Raw genomic sequence first — 21,532 nt, 5'->3', positions numbered from 1 at the left:
CGAGAGTTTGACGATCTAGAATTAAACTAAATAAGCTCATAAACTATATACAAACTAATAAGTTCTATATGGAGTGCGAATTATGTCCGAGTGGGTTCTTTCATTTATAAAATCGCTTGCACTTCTCACAATTCAAATAGTAAGCATATCATATTCAATTGAAGTTTTCTCAGTAGAAAACACAATAATAGAAAACCAAGCTATTGAAGTTCCAAGTCCTAATATTTTTATGAATGAAGAGATTATAAGCCCACATACGACTCAACTCCCGACAGCTTTAATCAGTCTTGGCAATGAGCCTATTTCCTATGCCCTGATTGTTGAAAAACTTCAACATAAACTGAGTGTTTATAAATCATCCTCAAAAGGTGACTACGAACTGATCAAGGCTTATCGAGCTATTACTGGGAAAAAACAAGGAGATAAAAAGTTCACTGGAGACAAACGAACTCCAGAAGGAATCTATTTTATCACAGGAAAAATCAATGGAAATAAGCTTCCCCCAAAGTACGGACCAGGGGCATTTATCCTAGACTATCCAAATATTTATGATCAAAGGTTAAGCAAAACGGGCTATGGCATATGGATCCATGGAGTCGAAGACGATTCACGTGCCGACAAACCTTTTGACACAGATGGCTGTATTGCCCTTAAAAATAAAGACTGGCTCGAACTTGAGCAGTATATTTTCCCTTTTGATACTCCTGTCATAATAACAAAAGAAATGAAAGTAGCAATTTCACACCAAGATATTCATGAACAAAAAGAAAAAATAATGAAATTAATTGAAGACTGGAGATTGTCTTGGAAAGACTCTGAACTTGAAAAATACAATAGTTTTTACTCAAATTCATTTAACTCTTCGGGTAAAGACAAAAGACAATGGCTTGATATGAAAAAAAATATTAGCTCAATCCGCAATAGAAAAATTTCAATTGAAATCAGCGAACCCAAAATACTTGCATTTGAAAATCAGGTTTTAGTTTCATTTTTTCAAAAATATCAATCACAAGGAAAGGAAGATTTTGGCAGAAAATTCTTATATTTTCAGCTCGAAGATTCAAATTATAAAATAGTTTCAGAAAAATGGTTTAATGAACCTGAAAAAAATGACCACATCAATGCTTTAGTTAGGCAAAATAATAATGAGCTCAATACAAAACAGTAATAAGAAGCAAGCTCGAAAGTTTAATTTAATATATTTTATTGATTCACATAAAACTTATCATCACAAACTTAATTTTACATTTGTAAAATTTATAATTGCATTTTTTATCATTTTAAATATATCCTCTTTTGTTTTGATTTATATCAGTTATTCCATAATAAAAAATAGCGCTACCCAAGAAAAATACATTATTAATTTTAAAAAAGATATTTTAAACTATTATTTTGAAAAAACTTTCTTGAAAGATGAAAGAAAAAAAGATCATGAAAACAACACTTCTATGGTTGAAAATGAAATTAAATCGAATGAAAGCATTTTCCCCACAGAGACAATAGCTGAGATAAAGCCCAGCAAGGAGAAAAATGATGAAAAGAAAATAGGCACTCCACCTGCAAGCGGCGCTACTGACAAGATATCTGAGGCAACTCAAACAGCTACAGCCCAACCAAAAGAAATAAATCAAACTATCAACGATACAAATAAAAATTCAGCTACAAACGAGAAAAAAATTATTTTTATAGAAAATAGTGGCGTAAAAATTGAAAATCCAAGAATTGTACAAGAAGAATCTTCTGCAAAAATAACTTTTTCTTTCCTAAACTCTGGGACACCAAAGACTATTTCTGGTAATATTTGTCTTGTTATTCTTGGAGTTTCCCCTCAAGGAGAAAGCAAAGTCTATAAAATTCCTGCTAAACTTGAAGTTGATCACGATAACACTCCATATTCATGTGCATCGGGCAGTCTTGTAAAATTCAGTCGTTTAAGGCCTTCAGAGTTCAATATAACTATTAATAAAAGTGAATTTATTATAAAAAAAGTAAATGTTTATTTTTCAAATAAACATGTGCAAGGAATTGTTGTTAATAGCTTTGAACATAAATAAAACAAATTTTTGACACTGTTATTTTTGCAGTCTCTTTGTCGATAAATACTTAAATCGATGAAGAGGCCCCTATGTTTCTTAAATGTATTTATTTTCCTTTTAGATTTTTTTATTCACGTAAAAAATACATTATTAGTTTTATTATTTTTATTTCCCCTATTAGCTGTGGATTACAGTCAAATTATGTTCGACATGATGATTCCTTTTCAGATAATCAACCCATCGCATTATCAGAGGGATGGGGAACAAATTATAATTATCCAATTACTATAGATTTAAGTGTGCAAATAAACCAAGAAAATGAATTCTTAATAAGTCAAATTCAAAAAGCTATCAATACTTGGAACAATGCAATAGGTCGAAAAATATTAACTCTTAGAGCTGGCTATGATACAAAAACTGGAAACGACTTTGCAAATCTTTATTCGCCTTTAAATGATATGATTCAAGGTTTGTACTACGATAAAATGCAAGGAAACTTTGGCGGATGGATAAAAAATACTGGTAAAAGCAATATGATTCTTGCCTCCACAATTTTTAACTCTAACAACCAAAAAATTCAGTCTGCTGATATTCGTTTTAATAGAGATCAATATATTTTTGGCGACACAAAAACAGATCCAGAAGTTGCAAATCACATACTTGCTGACATGGAAAGCGTTGCACTCCATGAGCTTGGACATTTCTTAGGTTTAGGGCATGTCATTTCAGAAAGCAGCAGTGTTATGTATCCATTTATTAATACAGGTGCGGATTCTCCTGACAATCCAAGCACTGTCCGTTGTTTATCTGAAAATGACATAATAAGAATTCGCACAATTTACTTTGGAGGAAGCCCCCCGCAGACAACTTGTATTCAAAAATAAATTATATTTTCTTAGTTAACATCCAAGCATGATGTATTCTTTCATTGCGAAAATCTTTTGGAATTGTTTTTTTAGTTAAATCTTCTATATCAAATTTATCAGTAAAAATATTTTTATCTATCTTAAATGAACGTAAATTACAAGAAAACAATATTTTTCCCTTAGAATTTAAAAGTTTTTCACACTGATTTAATAAGAAAATATAATCTTTCTGCACATCGAAACTTTCATGCATTTTTTTTGAGTTTGAAAAGGAAGGAGGATCTAAAAAAATAAAATCATACTTTTTTGACCTATATGAAACTGTTGGCAACCAACTCATAATATCTGCACGAATAAATTCATGACGAGAAACAGGTATTTTATTGAGATTAAAATTTTCTTCAGCCCATTTTAAATAAGTGTTACTCATATCTACGGTGGTAATATATTCAGCATTGCCAAGAGCTGCAGCTATACTCACAGAACCTGTATAAGCAAATAAATTTAATACTTTTTTTTCAGTTGCATTTTTCTTTACAATTTGTCTTGTCTTTCTATGATCTAAAAATAATCCACTATCAAGATAATCAGATAAGTTAACTTTAAACTTCATATCTCCTTCACTGACTATTTTTATGACTTCTTTTTCATCTTGCCTTTCATATTGAAAAAGACCTTTTTGTCTTTTTCTGAGTTTTAAAAATATTTTGCTTTCGTCAATTTCAAATAAAGTTTTTATTGCTAAAATAACCTCTTCAAGTTGCTCTTTATCTGCTTTCATATACTCTTCTGTATACCTGAGAGAAGCTTTTCCTCTTTCGTATTCATAAACAACAATAGAACCATCATAATAATCAATTGAATATGAATATTCAGGAATATCTTTATCGTAAATTCTAAATGCCGTTACATTCTCTCGTTTTGCCCATTTTTTATGAGAATTAAAATTTTTTTCGAGCCGATTTTTAAACATGGAATCCATTGATTTTTCCTATGGGATGAAAACTTAAAAAAGAACAAGCTCACCTTCTTCAACAACAACTTGAAGTTTGTCAGGCGCAACGGGTTCGTAAGTATCATTGAGTTCAAGACAAAACTCAACAAATATCGCTTCAATTTTTTCAATTTTAAACGGAATGACAAGAACTGGAGAAGGGCTTTTATAGTCTAAAATATGATTCGGGTCTGATAGAACGGTAGGCACACTTATTTCAAAACTCATGCTTTTCTTCTTTAAAAACTGTTGCTTTGCACGCCCCATAATCTGATTACAAAGCTCTCCACACATATCGTTAACAGCTGCATCATCTGCCTTACTGGCACTCATGTCAGCCCCAAGTATTTTTAATAAGCAACGCGTTAGAATATCCTTTGTCACATTTATCGAAAGTGAACCTTTTACCTGTGGACTGGAAAGGCCAATAACTGCACTCACTTCACTTAAACTTTTATTGCCAGATTTTAAAAATGGTTTTGAAGCTTCAACAGAAATGCCAGAAATAGATTCAAAGATATGAATTGTTGATTCCAAAAATATTTTTAGAATATCGGGCTCAAATGCCCCATGATCTCCTCGAATTGGATTCATGATATATTTAATTTTATCGGATAAAAGCTTATATCGATAAGGTTTTACAAAAATAAAATTAACCCCAAGCGAACTGTATTTACTCAATGCATCCTTATTAGGACTTGAAGTAGTAACAATAATTTGAGAATTTGAAAAATCAGGATTATTTAAGATTAAATTAATTATTTCAGAGCTTGGCATATCTTTATAATTTAAATCGATTATCGATAAATCAAATTTATTTTCTGAAATTATTTTTTCTAAAGGCTCAGAATGATCCCAAAAAAAAGGATCATGCCCATCTGCTTTTAAAAAATGCTCTAAATTCTCTATTGATCTTTTTGATGATTCAGCAATAAATAATTTAGCCATACCATTTTCCAGATAGAATATTTAAAGACAAAAATAAAAAGCCTCCAAAATTTATTTCTTACTTATTTAATGTCATCAATTCGAGGCAGTGCATATTCTTCAAATAATGCCCAACATCTCATATCTCGACTGTAAAAAGCCAACATTATTCCAACTTCAGACCAATATTTGTAGCGAGCATTCCAATATGTGTAATATCGCAAATATAAATTTGAAGTTTTTCCATTAACCAAAGAATCAGGAGTTGGCAGGAAATCATCAATATAGTAGCATTCCCCAGCTTGCTCTAACCGCAAAAAAGGTAAGTTTACAGGTTGTGGGGGAGGCCCACGCACAACAGTAGGAGCCGTATTACAAGCAGATAAGAACAAAGAAATGATGGCAAATAATACCAATATATTTAAATTATATTTATATGTATTTTTCCATTTCCAACGTCCCATTTATACCCCTCTCCAACTAAGCAAAATATCGGAAAGGAAGGCTAAGCACTTAATTTTAGAAAGAGATGTCACACACGCAACGCGCCAATTCTCTGACTAATTTTCCTGAAGAAAGGTAAACATGTCCCATTACTATATTTTGCCAAATCAAACTAAAAAATTTTTTATCAAAGAAAATTTTGATCCTCTTAATAAAAACGATGTCAAAGAAATAGTTGCCAAGCTTTCAGGCGAAGTGCCAAATAGTTTTAAAAGCGCGCGTGAATGGTATGGACTCTTTCATGAAGCTTCCTGCGCCATTTCTGAAGCGCAAACCATTTTAGAGCTCGATCTTTATTTTAATACAACAAATAAACTTGCTGAAGAAAAATTAAATGAATTCGAAGAAAATATTCTTTCTCAACTTTTAATTGCACGTAGCGACTTAATGGACGTTTATATGTCGTCTCCTTGGCGACATTCCATGCATACGTATGACAATGAAAGAATATATAAAGATTTTAAAATTAGAAGAAAATATACGAATCAAGAAATATCTCTTTTACAGATTGAAGAGAATCAACATATTCGTGAATATAAAAAATTTGTTAACTCTGCTAAAACCAAATTTGCAGAAAGAACATTACCAATATCAGTTGTTATTGGAAAATTAAATGACAATAATCCTGAAATTAGAAAATCTGCTTTTTTTTCATATTGGAATTTTGTTAAAGAAAATGAACATGTTTATCAAGATATATTCGATGCCCTTTTAGAAAATCGTCTAAAACAAGCAGACTCAGTTCAGGCTAAAAATTATGTCGAAGTTGCGTTTTCAGAATTAGGCCGCATTGATTATGGAGAGAGAGAATGCAAAGAACTTCGTGATTCTATATTCAAAGAATCCATCCCCGTTATTGAAAGAATTGCAAAAAGACAAAAAAAGTCATTAAATACAGAAACAATTAAACCGTGGGATATTTCTATTTTTCCTCAATTAATGCCTGAAACATCACCTGTAAATGGCGATCTCAACATGCTCATTGCGAGTATGCAAAATATCACTTCAAAAATTCATCCAAGCTTTGGAAAGCTTTTTCATGAAATGAAAAGTAATAATTTAATTGATATTGCACCTCGAGCAAATAAAGCGGCCGGCGCTTTTTGTGTTACTTTTCAAGAGAGTAAAGTTCCATTTATTTTTGCAAATTTTAGTGGCCATTTTCGAGATGCTATGACATTTATTCATGAGTTTGGCCATGCACTGCATGGTTATGCTGTTTCAAATATTGAAAATGTACTTTTAAGACATCCTGGTTTTGAATTTTGTGAAGTGGCTAGCATTGGTCTTGAACTCTTAGCCAGTCCCTTTTTCACTGCATGGTGGAAAGATAAAAAAGATGCGCAAAAAGCCCTAACTTTTCAACTTTTCCATATGCTGCACTTCTGGCCTTTTATGTCTATGATGGATGAATGGCAGCACAATATTTATTCAACTAAACAAAAACTCACCGCAACACAACGTAACAACGCATGGCTCAGTATTTCTAAAAAATACCGACCACAGGTTGATTGGAGTGGTTGTGAAGAATTTGAAGAACTTGGCTGGATTAGCAGACCACATGTTTTCACTTCTCCATTTTATTATATCGATTATGGAATTGCTCAGGTTGGCGCCTTACAATTGTGGAAAAAAAGTAGAGAAAACTATGCACAAGCAGTTAATAATTACATTGCAGGAATAAGTTTAGGTGCCCAATGTTCTCTGCAAAATTTATTTACAGCTTCTGATCTGCAATTTGATTTTAGTGAAAGCATGATTAAAAATTTGTGTGAAGAAATCGAAAAAGAAATCGAAAAAATAGGGTAATATTTAAAAAGAAGGATTTTTTTTAGTATCACCCTATTTTAATTTAAAAAGATAAAATCTAATAAGTTATACAATTTTAACTCGATTAATTACAAAGCTTATCTAATAAATTGCGTAAACCAAAAGATCCTACTGATTGATTTTCAGTTTGCCAAGTATTCGCAACAAGATGCCCAAGATTTACTGTTTCTGTACTTCCATTTGTATTGATTCTAATTGCAGAGTACATAGTGGAAGATGCATCAACTGGAGCAATAGAATTTCTAAGCGGCCCTCTGCTTGCATCTTCGATCATTCCTTTGATATTACCAGAAAGAGCAATTTCTTTTACTTGTTTAACTTGACCTTCACCTGCTCTTACATTTATTAAAACTTTGTTATTATAAACTTCACATTCATTAGATGTATTATAACCCATCATTACATATCCTGAATATGATTTTTTTGTCAGAATTGGGCTTTCGTTTGCTGCAAAAGCATTAATAGAACAAAACAGTGAACAAGCAAGCAACATTTTTTTATACATACTTTACTCCTATCTATTATATTGAATTTAATAGTTCTTTAAATTAAATATTTTTAAATTGCAAGTTATATTTTAGATATTATTTTATTTTTTTCACATTAAATATACTGCACTTTAAAGAAACAGAAATTCCAGAAGATTAAAAATTAATTTTTTAAGTAAAAATTCAGCTAAAGCCCCGAGCATATGTTTTATTTCTAAAATAAATGCAAATACCAGTTTAAGTCTTTATGTTTATTTAATAATTTAACAAGTTAATTTTACTGATAAGCCTCTTTCAGATAAACTAAAAGAATTAGGATATGATTTAAAAACAACACCATTTTCAAATTTAAGTGCATTAAAAAAAATTAAATGAAATTGAAAAATATCGTCACAGTTATATTTTTGAAAACAGCCTAACTAACTTTGCTATGAATGCATTTTTAATGCATTATTTACCCGACAGTTACCTAAAAAATGAAAACATTGATAACAAAAAAATCTTAGCGACTCTTCAGCCACTTCTCATTAAATATCCAAATAGTGCTAAAAACGGATGTGGATTTTAAATTGCTATTTTATTTGAAAAATTAAAACATTTAAAATAATAAAACATTTTAAATGTTTTAATAATCATAAACTTGATGTAAATAAATATTTTGACTCTTATGCTCATGCAATTTAAATCGTTCAACACAACGAAAGGTAAGTATGTATCATTTAAAATATTCAAATTTTATCACTTCAAGTCTTTGTTTGATTGTTACAAATTTATATCATTCACATGTTTTTGCAAAAACAGAATATTCTAGTTCAATTCCAAACATAAAATTTTCTGAAAATGGAAAATATATTTTATTAGAGGCACTGAGTGACGATATAATACATATTGAAACAGGCGATAATTTAAATAATTCTCAATATAACTTTCCTATCTTTACGTCACCCATGGTACAAGAGCAATCATTTCGTGGTCCCACAGAATTTAAGCAATCAGCTTCAACAATTGAGACTGCAAATATAGGTGTAAATATAGATAGAAAAACTTTTTGCATCTCCTATACCAATAAGAAATTAAATTATAAATTAGCAAAAATTTGTCCAATTAACAATTTAGATAATAATTCCCTTAAAATTATTTCAACTCAAAATCAAAATGCCTATGGACTTGGACAATATTTTTATGATCCAAATTCAGCCGATGGTGACTGGGTCGGTCGCAAATGGGAACCCGGTGAATTTGGCAATGCCTTTGTCGGTTTTTCTGGGGGTGCAAACTCAAAAGTTCAATTTCCGATTCTTTATGCACTTGGTGAAGAAAAACAAAATTATGCAATTTTTATAGACAGTACATATAAAATGGGCTGGGATTTTACAAACTCAAATGCTTGGAATGTTAAAGTGTCTGATAAAAAAATCCGCTACTTCTTAATTGCTGGGGATAATTTAGAACAACTCAGACAAAAATACATGTCATTAATTGGCAACCCGACTCTGCCACCAAAAAAAATGCTCGGACTTTGGGTCAGCGAATATGGCTATAAAAACTGGAATGAAGTTAATTCTAAATTATCAAGTCTTAGAAATAATAAGTTTCCTATCGATGGTTTTGCCCTAGACCTTTATTGGTTTGGCGGTACTAAAGGAATGGGTAGTTTATCATTTGATGAAAATAATTTTCCAAATCCAATAGAAAATATAAAAAAGTTCAAAGAGAATGGCATTGAATTTATTCCTATCCAAGAATCCTATATTTCTGAATCGGCAAAAACTCCAAACTCTAATATTGGTGATTATCAAGATTTATTGTCACGCTGTTACCTTGTCAGAAAAAACGCTACGGGATGTGATCCTAGTTACTTTAAAGACACTTGGTGGGGAAGCGGTGGAATGATCGACTGGAGCAATGCAAAAGCATCTGCTTACTGGTTTCAAAAAAAGCAAGTTCCACTTGTTAATTCGGGATTATCAAACTTTTGGTTAGATTTAAATGAACCTGAGATGTATGACCCTAATGCATATTATTCAGGCTATGTTGAGAATGGAGAGTTAAAAAATAGACATGCTGATAATGCAAATCTTTATGCACTAAAATGGATTGAAAGTTTAGATAAAGGTTATTTTACAAATAGGCAGAATCCAAACTTTAGTGATCGCCCATTTTACATAAGTCGTGCAGGTTCACCCGGCATGCAACGCATGGGAGCAGGCATGTGGTCAGGTGATATTGGTGCTAATTTAGGTGCACTTAAAGCTCATATAAATAATCAAATGAATGTTTCTTTAAGTGGGATTGATTTTTACTCAGCTGATACAGGTGGATTTCACAGAAATACTTTTGATGGTAGCAATATCGAAAAACTATATACGTTATGGTTTGCCAATGCCTCGGTTTTCGATTTTCCAGTACGTCCACATACCGTCGTTGGTGAAACAAATCAATCTGAAACTGCTCCTTCCTTAATTGGTGACATTTCTTCGAATAGGGAGAATTTGAGGCAGCGATATACCCTTGCTCCATATTATTATTCACTCTTTTTCAGAGCACATTTATTTGGAGAAGCCGTAACACCCCCTTTAGTAACTTTATTTCAGTCTGATAAAAATGTAAGAAAAATAAGTAGCGAAAAAATGATTGGAAAGTTTTTGCTTGGTAGTACAATGTTTCAATATAATGATCCTATTCGTAAAAATATTTACTTACCTGAAGGGCGCTGGCTTAATTATCACACGCTTGATGAAATTACGGATACAGGAAAAAAATATATTGATTTTCCAGCATATTTAAATGGTAAATATAAAATACCACTTTTTATTCTTGGCGGCGCCATAATTCCACAAGCATTTATTGATGACAAAACAATGGATATACAAGGACTCCGCACTGATGGAACAAAAATATATGATTTAATTATTGCAGTGGTACCAAGTGAAAAAATGACTAATTTTACACTTTATGAAGATGATGGACGATCATTAAAATACAAAGAAAAAAATTATTCTGAAACTGAAATGACTCAAGTTAGGAAAAATAACACTGCAATTCTTACAATATCTCCAACCATAGGAAAATTTTCAGGTATACAAGAATCAAGAAAGCACGTAATTAAAATGGCTATCCCAAATGAAATCGTAAGTTATGTCGCTCTCAACGGAGTTCTACTTGAAAAATGCACTGATCTCGTAAATGAAAATTGTTGGGATACTCCAAGTAAAAATTTAGCTATTGCGAAAACAAGTAAACTAAATGTGCGCAGTTCTTACGTTTATGAATTTAATTTACAAGCAAAGCAAAGTAAAAACGCACATTACACATTTACTTGTCTAAATGGAATAACAAACTTTGGCGAATCTATTTATATTGTTGGGAACAGTAATGAAATTGGTAATTGGAACACAACAAAAGCAATAAAATTGGAACCAAATGAATACCCAACTTGGTCAAAATACATTGCCGATTTCTCTACAGAGAACAAAGAAATCGAATGGAAGTGTATTAAAAAGAAAGAGTTTACCAATGAAGTAATAGAATGGCAGGCAGGGAGAAACAATATTTTGAAAACAATAAATTCTGGATATGGAGGGAATTTTTCAGGGAGTTTTTAAAGTATGTTTAAAATTAAATATATTTTGATCAAATGAATTATATTCTTCATAACGTGACAATGAATATAAATCTTTCCGATGCTGCATTTGATCTAAAATTCCTTCTTGCGTTCCCTTCGATTTTATTTCTAATAATCCATCCACAGTTGCTTTCATCGCTAAACGGAAAGTCGTAACAGGATAAATAACAATATTATATCCAAGATTTGAAAGCTGCTCATAAGTAAACAACTTTGATTTTCCAAATTCGGTCATATTAACAAGGAGGGGAACTGAAATTGCCTTCCTGAATATTTCAAACTCTTTTTCATTTTCAAGTGCTTCTATAAAAATGCACTCAGCTCCCGCATCGATATAAGCCTTAGAGCGTTCAATTGCTTTATCTAAACCTTCTACTGCACGCGCATCTGTGCGAGCAATTATTAGAAAGTTTTCATCAAGTTTTTTACCCAAGATCGCGGCTGTTACTTTATGAACCATGTCTTTTTGACTCACAACTGCTTTTCCATCCAAATGCCCACAGCGTTTTGGATTTATTTGATCTTCAATATGACACCCTGCAAGTCCCATTTCTATCATTTCTTGAACGGAGCGAGTTGCATTCATCGGCTCACCAAAACCAGTATCAATATCAATAATTGTAGGAAGGTTTGTTGTTCGGGAAATTTGTCTTCCTCTTTGCCCAACTTCCGTTAATGTTGTCATACCAATATCTGGATAACCCAAATCATTTGAAAGCACTGAACCAGAAATATAAACTCCATCGAAACCTTGTTTTTCAATTGCCATACTGACAAGAGGAGACCACGAACCAGGAAACTGCAAAAGCTTGCCCGTTTTTAATACGGAACGAAGATTTTTTCGTTTTTCTGAAGGTGTGCATTCAGGAAACAGCATTAAAATATCCCCTGTGAATTTGGTTTATTATTAATTAAGTTTTTCATTTCAACTTGGACATTAAGTTGTTTTACTTGCTCATCTGTCAAATCAATTAAATTCTCTGCGAGTGAAATAAAGCGATCTCTTTCTGACTTCAAAATAATTCCGTCCGATAGAGTATCAAACTTATTTATATAATTTTTTCTCTTAAATGGGCGCGCTCCATTCGGATGTGCATCTGCTACGCCAAGTTCATCAACCAATTTATCACCATTTTTAAATTTAATTTCTACTCGTCCACCAAACCTTTTTTTATTAGGATCCTGCTCATGATACCATTGAGTCCATTGAGGATCTTCAATCGTTGAAATTTTATGCCATAAGCGAATTGTATCTTCTCTTTTTGCACGCTCAGGAGAATAAGAATGAATATGATGCCAATTTCCATCTTGCAGAGCGACTGCAAAAATATACATTATGGAATGATCAAGTGTTTCGCGTGACGCATTGGGATCCATTTTTTGTGGATCATTTGCACCTGTACCAATAACATAATGCGTATGATGAGAAGTATAAATTTGTATACTTTGTATTTCTTCAAAGTTTGTAACCTTTGCCTTTAATTTTCGTGCAAGGTCAATTAAGGCTTGAGACTGGTATTCGGCAGAGTGTTCTTTTGTATAGGTTTCAAGAATTGCAAGTTGTTCTTCCCCTGCTTCAGGAAGTGGGACTTCATAACGTCCTTCTTTGCCACTCAGCATATATGCAATCACTGAATCCTCACCTTCATAAATAGGTGAAGGTGAACCTTCTCCTCTCATTGCCCTGTCTAAAGCTTCAATGGCGAGTTTACCTGCATGAGCAGGAGCATAAGCTTTCCAAGACGAAATTTCTCCTTTTCGAGATTGCCGAGTTGTAAACGAAACGTGAACAGCTTGTTGAACAGCTTGATATATAGTATCAATTGGAAGTCCAAGCAATGCGCCTATTCCTGCTGCTTGTGCTGGACAAAGATGTGCGATGTGATCTTTTTTAAATTCATGCAAACAGATAGACTTTACAAGATTTACGTGTACTTCATATCCCGTCAAAATACCTCGAAGCAGCTCTTTTCCAGATTTATTTTTTTGTTGAGCAACAGCTAAAATTGGAGGAATATTGTCTCCTGGGTGTGAATAATCAGCAGCCAAAAAAGTATCGTGAAAATCAAGTTCACGAACCGCAGTTCCATTTGCCCAAGCCGCCCATTCACAATTGAATTTCTGATTATTTGGCATTCCAAAAACTGTTGCTCCATTTTGTCTTGGATGAGCAATAGCCATAGAACGCGCAGTCGCAACAGGAGAGCGATTGATTGAAGCAATAGCAACAGAAGCATTGTCTATAATTCTGTTGATTGCCATTTCTAACACATCATCATTTATATTGAATGAATTCGAAGCAATTTCTGCTATTTTCCAGGCAAGCTGATCTTTTCGCTCAATTTTTTCTTTTGATTGATGGACTCGAACGAGATGCATTTTCATACTCAACCTTTCATTGGAAATTTTCTTGAAAATACTGGCGTCTCGAAATCCCGTCAAGAGTTCATTGAAGTTTAGATAAAATTAGCTTAGCCTTCCTAAACCAATTAACCACTCAATGAAAGCTGAAGACCGGTGAGAAACCGGCACTGTCCCGCAACGGTATGGAAAATGTATTTTTCCTTTTTTTCCTAAGTCCGATCGCATCATTGAGTTCAACCTATGCTTGTGGCTTTCTCTTCGGTACAAAGGGAGAACATGTCAGCAAAATAAAATCTAAATATTCAGATTTTATTTTGCTGTTGTTATCCTTTCCCATCTGATTGAGAGGCCCGTGCACTCTCGGAGGAAGAGTCGTGATCAATTTAGAAGATGTCCCATCTCACAAGAATATTCATATCAATCCTGATTACATTCCTGAACCAGAAAAAGTAAATGTAAAGAAAGGCTTGGAAGGAGTGGTGATCGACACAACCAAGATTTCTAAAGTGAATCCAGAATCAAATTCACTTATTTATCGAGGCTATCCCGTACAAGATCTAGCCGAAAATTGTTCTTTTGAAGAAGTTGCCTTTCTATTATTTCATGGAGAGCTTCCCACTTATGAACAATTACAATCTTTTATAAAAAAAGAGCATGGATATAGAGATGTTTCAAAGACAATTTTAAATACTTTAAAAGCATTACCAAAAGAAACTCATCCTATGGACGCAATTAGAACTGCAGTTTCTCTTCTTGGTTGTGAAGATATTACAAAATCAGCCAATTCATCGGCAGATATTTTTTATGATAGAGCACTTCAACTCTTAGCAAAAATACCAACAATGGTTGCTGCACATTACCGTCTACGTCAGGGAAAGACTGTTATTCCTCCAAGGAAAGATCTTTCTTTTGCAGAAAATTTTTTTCATATGTGTTTTAATAAAATTCCTTCAGAAAAAATTGTAAAAGCATTTGATGTTTCTTTAATACTTTATGCTGAACATAGTTTTAATGCATCAACATTTACAACTCGCGTGGTGACTTCAACTCAGTCAGATATTTATTCTGCCACTGTTGCTGGTATTGGCGCACTGAAAGGTTCTTTACATGGCGGAGCAAATGAACAAGTCATGTATATGATGATTGAAATTGATGATGCTAACAAAGCAGAACAATGGATGAAAGATGCACTAGTCCAAAAGAAAAAAGTAATGGGTTTTGGTCATCGCGTTTATAAATCTGGCGACTCACGTGTTCCTACAATGAAAAAATATTTGCAAATTATAAGTGATGTTAAAAATGAGCAAAAATGGGTGCAAATGTATCATTCTTTAGAAAAAGTTATGGTAGAGAAAAAAAATATCTATCCAAACCTCGATTTCCCAACTGGGCCTGCTTATTATATGATGGGTTTTGATATTGATTTTTTTACACCCATTTTTGTGATTGCCAGAACAACAGGGTGGTCAGCTCATATAATGGAACAAAATGAAAATAACCGACTTATTCGTCCCTTGAGCGAATATATTGGAGCTTTTCAGCGAGAAATTATTCCATTAAAGAATAGAAAATAAAATATAAAGTTCAGGATTCTAAGAATGTTTTTAAAAATTAATGAAAATTAATTTCTTGATTATGGAGTTCACAACTTAAAATTAAAAAAATTTATTATTTGTTGTGCAACCCAAAACTCTAAAAGTATTGCTATACTATTACGTCTTGGTATCCAAAAAAATCCTGAAGTTAAAAAAGATGCCGAATGGTTATATGATCATCATGTGGATCATTTTATATTTGAATTATCCATAGAAAATTAAGGCACAATATTAGCATTATAAATATATTCAATTTCTTCACTGATAATAAACTCTAAAAAAATTTATTATAAGACAAATCTATTATTAATATTTATTATTTTTAAAAACAAAAATAATTCAATTTATAAAATACAATAATACCATTTAAAATTTAAAAGTAAGCAAAATTTAACAGTAGAGGAAAAAATGAGTATACTAAAATAGTATATTAATTAAAAAGAATCTAATAAATTTAGTCATTATAACGACCTATTTTAATTAAACCTTTGGAGACTAAACACTTATGAGTTCTAAGAAATTTTCATTATATTACACTTTAAAAGCATTTTTATTTTTAAATCTTTTAGTACAAATGAACATCTACGCTAAATGGGATGGTCCCACTGATGGTCCTCCTGGGCTTATGTCTAGAAATATTATTTTCATAGCTTCAGATACTCAAAATGGAGGGGTGTCAGCAGTTTATCGTGGTTTTGAAACTGCAGGAGAAGTTTTAACATGGAAAATTAAAATATTTAACGGAAGTGGTGATAAAAATAAAATTAAAAAAATATTTCTAGAAGCTATTCAGTTACACCCTGACGCAATTGTTATAGGTGGTTTTCAACCTGAAGACATAAGCGATTCTTTAGAACAGGCTAAAAAATCAAAAATTATTCTTATTGGCTGGCACGCTGGAGAAAAGTCAGGTCCAACAAAAGATCTTTTCGTTAATGTCACAACCGACGCTAAAGAGGTTGCCAAAACTGCAGCAGAATATGCTATAAAAGATTCTCGTAATAAAGGGGGCTTTGTCATATTAAATGATAATAATTTTGCAATTGCAAATGCAAAAACTAAATTTATGCGCGAAATAATTGAAGCATGTAAGAAATGTAAACTACTCACTGTTGAAAATGTTCCAATCTCTAAAGCAGATGAACTCATGCTCGAGGTTGTTCCACGCCTAAATGATAAATTTAAGAAAAGTTGGACACACACTTTAGCAATAAATGATATTTACTTTGACAATATGAATTTTCCTTTATCAAATATTGGAAGGAAGGACATTAAAAATGTTTCAGCAGGCGACGGCTCAAATAAGGCATTAAGTCGTATTCGTTCAGGCTTTTCACAGCAAATTGCAACTGTAGCAGAACCCTTAAGTTCACAAGGTTGGCAGCTGGTCGATGAACTTAATAGAGCATTCTCTGGCAAACCTCCCAGCGGCTACATTAGCAAACCCATTCTTGTGACACCAAAACTTCTAGAAAGATTAAAAAAATCAGATGTTGACTCGGGAATTGGCTACGAAGAAGCGTATATTAAGATTTGGGGACAAAATAAAATAAAGAATAAAAAATAATTTAAATATATGCGGATAATAAAACAACTTCTGACATACTTAAACCAAGCTTCTTTACAACTACACTCGCATCAACTCCTTCACTGAGAAGTTTTTTTGCCTCAAAATATTTTTCACTCTGTATTTCTTTAAATATTTCTTCATTAGGAACATTTGTATCAAAAAGCTTTAATACTTTCTGAGCTTTCCGAGTGTTTTCAACTATTTTTTCATTAATAAGTTGAGCATCTTTCATAATTTTTTCAACTGACATGCTACGCATTGCAAGCTTTGAAAGATTATCTTCTAAAATAATTCCAGAGTGTTTATCAACCTCAAGCAAAACACTGTTTATTTTTTTAGTCACATCCTCCCATTCTGCATGGGCTTCAGAGCCAATTATTCTTAATTTATTCAAAGTATCATTTGCTAGTTTTTTAGCATCTTGAACTTCTTGAGATAATGCAGACTGCATTTCAATTAATTGACCTCTTTCAGAATCAAGAATAGCAAATTCTTTATCTCTTTTTCTTTTTCCACTAGCAAGCCATCTTAAGCAAAAAATGATGAAAATAGATTGAATTATAAAAAGAAAGATTCCAATGCATAGCACAATTGCTATAGAATTCATTTTTGAAGCGCTCCATTATTATTCAGGTAATCTTCTAAAACAGATTCATCAATAGGATCTATACTTAATACTTCACAGAGAGTTTGATATTTTGTTCCACGCTTTAAGAATTCTTCAACACTTAAAACACGAGTTAATATTTGAAAATAGGTAGGTGCCTCAGTATGTCTATATTCAACTTTTCGAGATTTTCTTGACCAATAATCTGGTATTTCAATCCAGACTCTTAATAAATTTGCTTTTTTGAATTCAGTCGTTGATAAAAATAAAATACCTTTATTTGAAATACCTATTGTTTCTGAGTTTAACATTTTATTAGGTACATTTGATATTTTATATTCACAAAAACGTATTGCAATCTTCTTAGTAATAAGCCTTAAATCAAAAGGAGTCGGCTGTATTTGTGCCGAAGCGCCAGCTTGATTAATTTCTTCAATATCCTCAATAGTGAGGTTTTTTTGCATAGTGAAAAAACTCCATAAGGCATTTATGCTTTAAAAATTTTTTATTTCTTAATAAAAATCTTATCAATTTTTTCTTTCATTGTTGCAGCATTAAATGGCTTAACAATATAATTGTTCACCCCACTTTTGACTGCTTCAACAATATTATCTTTATCGGCTTCTGCTGTTACCATAAGAAATGGCAAATGCTTCAACTTAGGATCTGCACGAACCATTTTTAAAAGTTCTATGCCCGTCATATTCGGCATATTCCAGTCGCTTACAATAAATTCAATTTGAGGATTTACCTTCAAAAAGTTTAGAGCAAGTTGGCCGTCTTCTGCTTCGGATATATTTTGATAACCAAGCTGTTTGAGAACGCTCTTTATTATTTTTCTCATAGTTGGAAAGTCATCCACGATTAAGATATTCATCTGGGGGTTTGGATAAACCATTTTAAAGGCACTCCTTTCTCAAAAGCCTTACTCCTGCAAGAGGTGTCTCAGCTTTAACTTCATTTTTTGAACAGCCTGAGTATGCAACTGTGATACACGGGATTCTGTTACATCTAATATTCGGCCAATTTCTTTTAAATTTAAGTCTTCATAATAATAAAGACTTAAAACAAGCTTTTGTTTTTCTGGCAATTCTTCTACAGTTTTCATAATAATATCACGAACTCCCTTATTCTTTAACTGAATAAAAGGATTTTTTGAATTTGGATTTTCAAGACAATCAAGTAACGATTTTTTGTCGCTGGAATGAGTTCCACCCAATTCTTCAAGACTCATCATCGAGACACGCGTCCTTCCCATCCGCTCTTGATATTCTTCTAAGGGGACTTCAAGGAATTGAGCAATTTCTCTTTCAGTTGCCGGCCGCCCAAGTTTATGCTCAAGTTCAAGCTTAGCTTTATCTTCTTTTTTGTTACTTTCGCGCACGCTTCTTGGTACCCAGTCTTGATTTCTAAGTTCATCAAGCATTGCTCCACGCACACGAAATTCGGCATAAGTTTTAAATTTATTATCTCGACTTGGATCATATTTATCTATTGCATCCATTAAACCTATAACGCCAGCAGAAAAGAGATCATCTAAATCAATATTTGAAGGCAAACGTGCGGCAATTTTTTGCGCAATATATTTAATTAGAGGAGCGTAATCCATGATAATTTGATTTCTCATCGGATCACTTGTCAATGGAACTGCCCGCGTTTGGTTTTGTGCAATACGTTTCTGCTTTTGCGGTTCAAGTGATTCTTCGACGAAGATTTGTTTTTTTTGTGTGGCTCCCGATGCGCTCATTATGCCTCCAAAAAACTTTATTTATATGCAAATACTTCATTATTATTTGCAGCAATCATTCTTCTCCAAAAAAACTGCATTGTTCCTTTAAGCTGTCCCACGTTACTTTGCGTAACAATTTGCCTTGAAATATCTCTTAATCCCTGAGATGCCAATGAAAATGGATATCTTTGTACATATGGGACTCTTTCACGAACAGATGCTCTTACCGATTCATCAAATGGAATAAATCCAAGATATTCAACTCTAACTTGCAAATACTCATCCGCTAATGATGATATTTTCTCGTAAATTCTTTTTGCTTCTAAATCATTTTGTGCCATATTTACGATAAGTTTAAATGAATTTTCTAAGGTTACCTGTGCAAGTATTTTTATACTCGCATAACAATCTGCTAGACTTGTCGGCTCTGGAGTAACCACCATAATGACTTCTGCTGCAGATGTTGTCCAATACTGTACATTTTTTGATACACCTGCAGGTGTATCAATGATTACAACATCAAATTCTTCATCCAATGCCTCAATTTGATCAAGCAAGACTAGTTTTTGTAGCTTATCTAATTCTGGCACTTTCATAACTCCACTTGATGAAGGAATTATTCTAACACCTTCAGGACCAGTCATAATAATTTCTTTTAGATGCCTTTCCCCACACAGAACATCATCAAGAGTAAATTTTGGTCTTAAATTTAAAATAACATCTAAATTTGCTAAGCCAAAATCACCATCAATAAGCAATGTTCTCATTCCAAGGCGTGCCATACACAGCCCTAAGTTTGCCGTGGTCAAAGTTTTGCCAACACCACCTTTACCGCCTGAAATAGCGATAACAGTAGGTATCTTTTGAATAAATTGAGGTTGAATTATTTTATTCAGACCTTCTTTTTCAATATTCTTCATAATTTCTCTTAGACTTGAAGCTTGATCAAACACTGCTCCCCTCCTAAAATCTTTTTAATTCAAAGTTTTAATAATCTTTCTACAACTCTTTCTTTTGAAGCAATTTCTAAATCCTCTGGAACCCTTTGGCCTGTCGTAAAGTAACTAAGTGGAATTTTTGCATGAACGCTGCTATTTAAAATTTCTCCAAAAGCCCAAGATTCATCAAGCTTTGTAAAGATAAGGCTTGAAGGGGATAAAAATTTAAAGCCACGAATTGTTTCATCTATATCTCTTTGTTTCATAGTGCATGAGAGAACAAGATGAAATTCAATAGGAAGAGGAACGGTCAACATTTTCCGTAAAAATTCCATTTGTTCATTAAAACGCGTACTAATGCCTGCTGTATCAATTAAAATATAATCATAATTATTATTTTTTGAAATGTATTTGACTAATTCAGTTTTATCGGCTGTTTCCGCAAAGGGACATTCAAGTATTTTTGCATAAACTCTTAATTGATCGGATGCAGCAATTCGAAATGAATCCATTGAAATAAGTTCAACAGATTTTCCATCGGTTATTTTTAATTTTGCCGCTATTTTTGCAATTGTCGTTGTTTTACCAACTCCTGTTGGCCCAACAAGGCAAATTACTTTTTTTCGACCATTTTCAATGCGAAAGGGCCCTGTTACTTTTAAATATTTAAATATGAATTTTATTGAGTTACTTAAATAAAATTCTCTTGTTTTTTCAGGAGAAGACAGTAATTCTTCACTTGATTTTGCCTCTTCTAATGTCTTTAAAAATGTAGAAAGCTGACTGATAAAATTTTCAGAAACTCCGGCAGTTCTCAGTCGAATTCCAATATCAGAAATATGTGAATTTGAACCTTCAACCGTTTTTTTATATTTTTCTCTCATTATATCATGCAAAAGAATTTTTATTTCTTGCATTTGCTCTGAGATATCTACCTGAGGCAATGACTCAAGCTCTCTGCGAACTTTTGAAATTTCATTGCGCAATACTCCAATATCTTCAATATTTTCTTGATTTTCATAAAAGGATTTACTGCGATTTTGCTCAGGTGCTATCAATCTTTCTTTAGGCGTTTCTTTCTGTAAAGCGTTTGCTAACGTTTTTGCCATATTACGTGTTTCTGGATTTAAATTAGCAAGAGCTGGACTGAGCTGAGAACGAAAGGGACGAGAATCGCCCTTCACAACGGTAGCTTCACTTTTAGGTCTTATTTTTGGAAAATCAACTTTCGGTAAATTCTGGGCAGACTTTGGAGAAATAACTCTCCCATTCATAGTTGCGCTCGCTGTTGCTGTAACTTCATAAATTCTGCAGTTTTTATCTAATTCTTCCGAATATATTTCTTTTTCTTTTGTAGAAAGAATGACAGCATCACGCCCAAGTTCTAACTTAACAAGTTTTATGGCATCCTGAAGTGAAAAAGATTCAAACTTTCTTATTTCCATTTTCTCATCCTTCA

19 protein-coding genes are annotated in these 21,532 nt (G+C 32.6%); 7 read left to right on the top strand and 12 right to left on the bottom strand.

Translation table 11 applies throughout. The features are described 5' to 3' along the window. Window positions 1-82: 82 nt before the first annotated feature. The 3 genes from GCL57_RS14125 (at window position 83) to GCL57_RS14115 (ending at window position 2,920) form a co-directional block, all read left to right on the top strand. Complete coding sequence (locus GCL57_RS14125; protein WP_152214005.1) at window positions 83-1,168, top strand: L,D-transpeptidase family protein; 1,086 nt, start codon at window positions 83-85, stop codon at window positions 1,166-1,168. Beyond that, window positions 1,146-2,054 (top strand): hypothetical protein, encoded by a 909-nt coding sequence (locus GCL57_RS14120; RefSeq protein ID WP_152214004.1) that lies wholly within the window; start codon window positions 1,146-1,148, stop codon window positions 2,052-2,054. The genes GCL57_RS14125 and GCL57_RS14120 overlap by 23 nt, the downstream gene beginning before the upstream one ends. Window positions 2,055-2,125: 71 nt before the next feature. Then, entirely contained in the window at window positions 2,126-2,920 is a 795-nt protein-coding gene (locus tag GCL57_RS14115) for a matrixin family metalloprotease (protein WP_152214003.1), read from the top strand. Between the two features lies 1 nt (window position 2,921). On the opposite strand, the gene GCL57_RS14110 is transcribed toward GCL57_RS14115, so the two are convergent. The 3 genes from GCL57_RS14110 to GCL57_RS14100 all read right to left on the bottom strand — a co-directional run bounded on the left by GCL57_RS14110 (window position 2,922) and on the right by GCL57_RS14100 (window position 5,287). Beyond that, on the bottom strand, window positions 2,922-3,884 hold the full coding sequence (locus GCL57_RS14110) for a class I SAM-dependent methyltransferase (RefSeq protein ID WP_152214002.1): 963 nt from the start codon (window positions 3,882-3,884) through the stop codon (window positions 2,922-2,924). A 24-nt stretch (window positions 3,885-3,908) separates the two neighbouring features. After that, window positions 3,909-4,844 (bottom strand): chemotaxis protein CheX, encoded by a 936-nt coding sequence (locus GCL57_RS14105; protein WP_152214001.1) that lies wholly within the window; start codon window positions 4,842-4,844, stop codon window positions 3,909-3,911. A gap of 62 nt (window positions 4,845-4,906) precedes the next feature. Then, window positions 4,907-5,287, bottom strand: a complete 381-nt coding sequence (locus GCL57_RS14100; RefSeq protein ID WP_152214000.1) for a hypothetical protein — start codon at window positions 5,285-5,287, stop codon at window positions 4,907-4,909. A gap of 121 nt (window positions 5,288-5,408) precedes the next feature. On the opposite strand from GCL57_RS14100, the gene GCL57_RS14095 reads away from it, so the two are divergent. Next, on the top strand, window positions 5,409-7,136 hold the full coding sequence (locus GCL57_RS14095; RefSeq protein ID WP_152213999.1) for a M3 family metallopeptidase: 1,728 nt from the start codon (window positions 5,409-5,411) through the stop codon (window positions 7,134-7,136). Between the two features lie 85 nt (window positions 7,137-7,221). Here the strand turns inward: GCL57_RS14095 and GCL57_RS14090 are convergent, their stop codons facing one another. Further along, a complete protein-coding gene (locus tag GCL57_RS14090) occupies window positions 7,222-7,662 on the bottom strand; it encodes a hypothetical protein (protein ID WP_152213998.1) in 441 nt (146 codons plus the stop codon). Between the two features lie 693 nt (window positions 7,663-8,355). Between GCL57_RS14090 and GCL57_RS14085 the strand changes: the two genes are divergently transcribed. Next, entirely contained in the window at window positions 8,356-11,250 is a 2,895-nt protein-coding gene (locus GCL57_RS14085; protein ID WP_152213997.1) for a TIM-barrel domain-containing protein, read from the top strand. Here the strand turns inward: GCL57_RS14085 and prpB are convergent. Both prpB and GCL57_RS14075 read right to left on the bottom strand, forming a co-directional pair. Then, window positions 11,236-12,147: a methylisocitrate lyase gene (gene prpB, locus GCL57_RS14080; RefSeq protein ID WP_152213996.1), complete on the bottom strand. Its 912-nt coding sequence runs from the start codon at window positions 12,145-12,147 to the stop codon at window positions 11,236-11,238. The two genes, GCL57_RS14085 and prpB, sit on opposite strands and share 15 nt — an antisense overlap. Continuing rightward, a complete protein-coding gene (locus GCL57_RS14075) occupies window positions 12,147-13,655 on the bottom strand; it encodes an MmgE/PrpD family protein (protein ID WP_152213995.1) in 1,509 nt (502 codons plus the stop codon). The genes prpB and GCL57_RS14075 overlap by 1 nt, the downstream gene beginning before the upstream one ends. A gap of 389 nt (window positions 13,656-14,044) precedes the next feature. Here GCL57_RS14075 and GCL57_RS14070 point away from each other — a divergent pair, with 389 nt between their 5' ends. Together GCL57_RS14070 and GCL57_RS14065 are read left to right on the top strand one after the other, a co-directional pair. Further along, window positions 14,045-15,208 carry a bifunctional 2-methylcitrate synthase/citrate synthase gene (locus GCL57_RS14070; RefSeq protein WP_152214046.1) on the top strand — a complete coding sequence of 388 codons (1,164 nt, stop codon included), beginning with the start codon at window positions 14,045-14,047 and terminating at the stop codon, window positions 15,206-15,208. A 526-nt stretch (window positions 15,209-15,734) separates the two neighbouring features. Further along, window positions 15,735-16,796, top strand: a complete 1,062-nt coding sequence (locus GCL57_RS14065) for a substrate-binding domain-containing protein (protein ID WP_152213994.1) — start codon at window positions 15,735-15,737, stop codon at window positions 16,794-16,796. Window position 16,797: 1 nt separating this feature from the next. On the opposite strand, the gene GCL57_RS14060 is transcribed toward GCL57_RS14065, so the two are convergent. From GCL57_RS14060 to flhF, 6 genes are read right to left on the bottom strand one after another with little or no spacing between them, the layout of a single operon-like run. Further along, the gene (locus GCL57_RS14060; RefSeq protein WP_152213993.1) at window positions 16,798-17,406 is read right to left on the bottom strand and encodes a hypothetical protein; all 609 of its coding nucleotides are present in this window, start codon (window positions 17,404-17,406) and stop codon (window positions 16,798-16,800) included. Beyond that, complete coding sequence (locus tag GCL57_RS14055; protein ID WP_152213992.1) at window positions 17,403-17,870, bottom strand: hypothetical protein; 468 nt, start codon at window positions 17,868-17,870, stop codon at window positions 17,403-17,405. The genes GCL57_RS14060 and GCL57_RS14055 overlap by 4 nt, the downstream gene beginning before the upstream one ends. Window positions 17,871-17,911: 41 nt before the next feature. After that, on the bottom strand, window positions 17,912-18,304 hold the full coding sequence (locus GCL57_RS14050) for a response regulator (protein WP_152213991.1): 393 nt from the start codon (window positions 18,302-18,304) through the stop codon (window positions 17,912-17,914). 27 nt (window positions 18,305-18,331) lie between these two features. After that, window positions 18,332-19,153, bottom strand: a complete 822-nt coding sequence (locus GCL57_RS14045; RefSeq protein ID WP_211363272.1) for a sigma-70 family RNA polymerase sigma factor — start codon at window positions 19,151-19,153, stop codon at window positions 18,332-18,334. A 17-nt stretch (window positions 19,154-19,170) separates the two neighbouring features. Next, on the bottom strand, window positions 19,171-20,088 hold the full coding sequence (locus GCL57_RS14040) for a MinD/ParA family protein (protein WP_152213990.1): 918 nt from the start codon (window positions 20,086-20,088) through the stop codon (window positions 19,171-19,173). A 26-nt stretch (window positions 20,089-20,114) separates the two neighbouring features. Then, a complete protein-coding gene (gene flhF, locus GCL57_RS14035; RefSeq protein WP_161597778.1) occupies window positions 20,115-21,518 on the bottom strand; it encodes a flagellar biosynthesis GTPase FlhF in 1,404 nt (467 codons plus the stop codon). Window positions 21,519-21,532 lie beyond the last annotated feature (14 nt).

Source organism: Fluviispira multicolorata, assembly GCF_009208585.1.
In the GTDB taxonomy this organism is placed as follows: Bacteria; Bdellovibrionota_B; Oligoflexia; order Silvanigrellales; family Silvanigrellaceae; genus Silvanigrella; species Silvanigrella multicolorata.
This window is presented reverse-complemented; position numbering and strand designations above follow the sequence as displayed.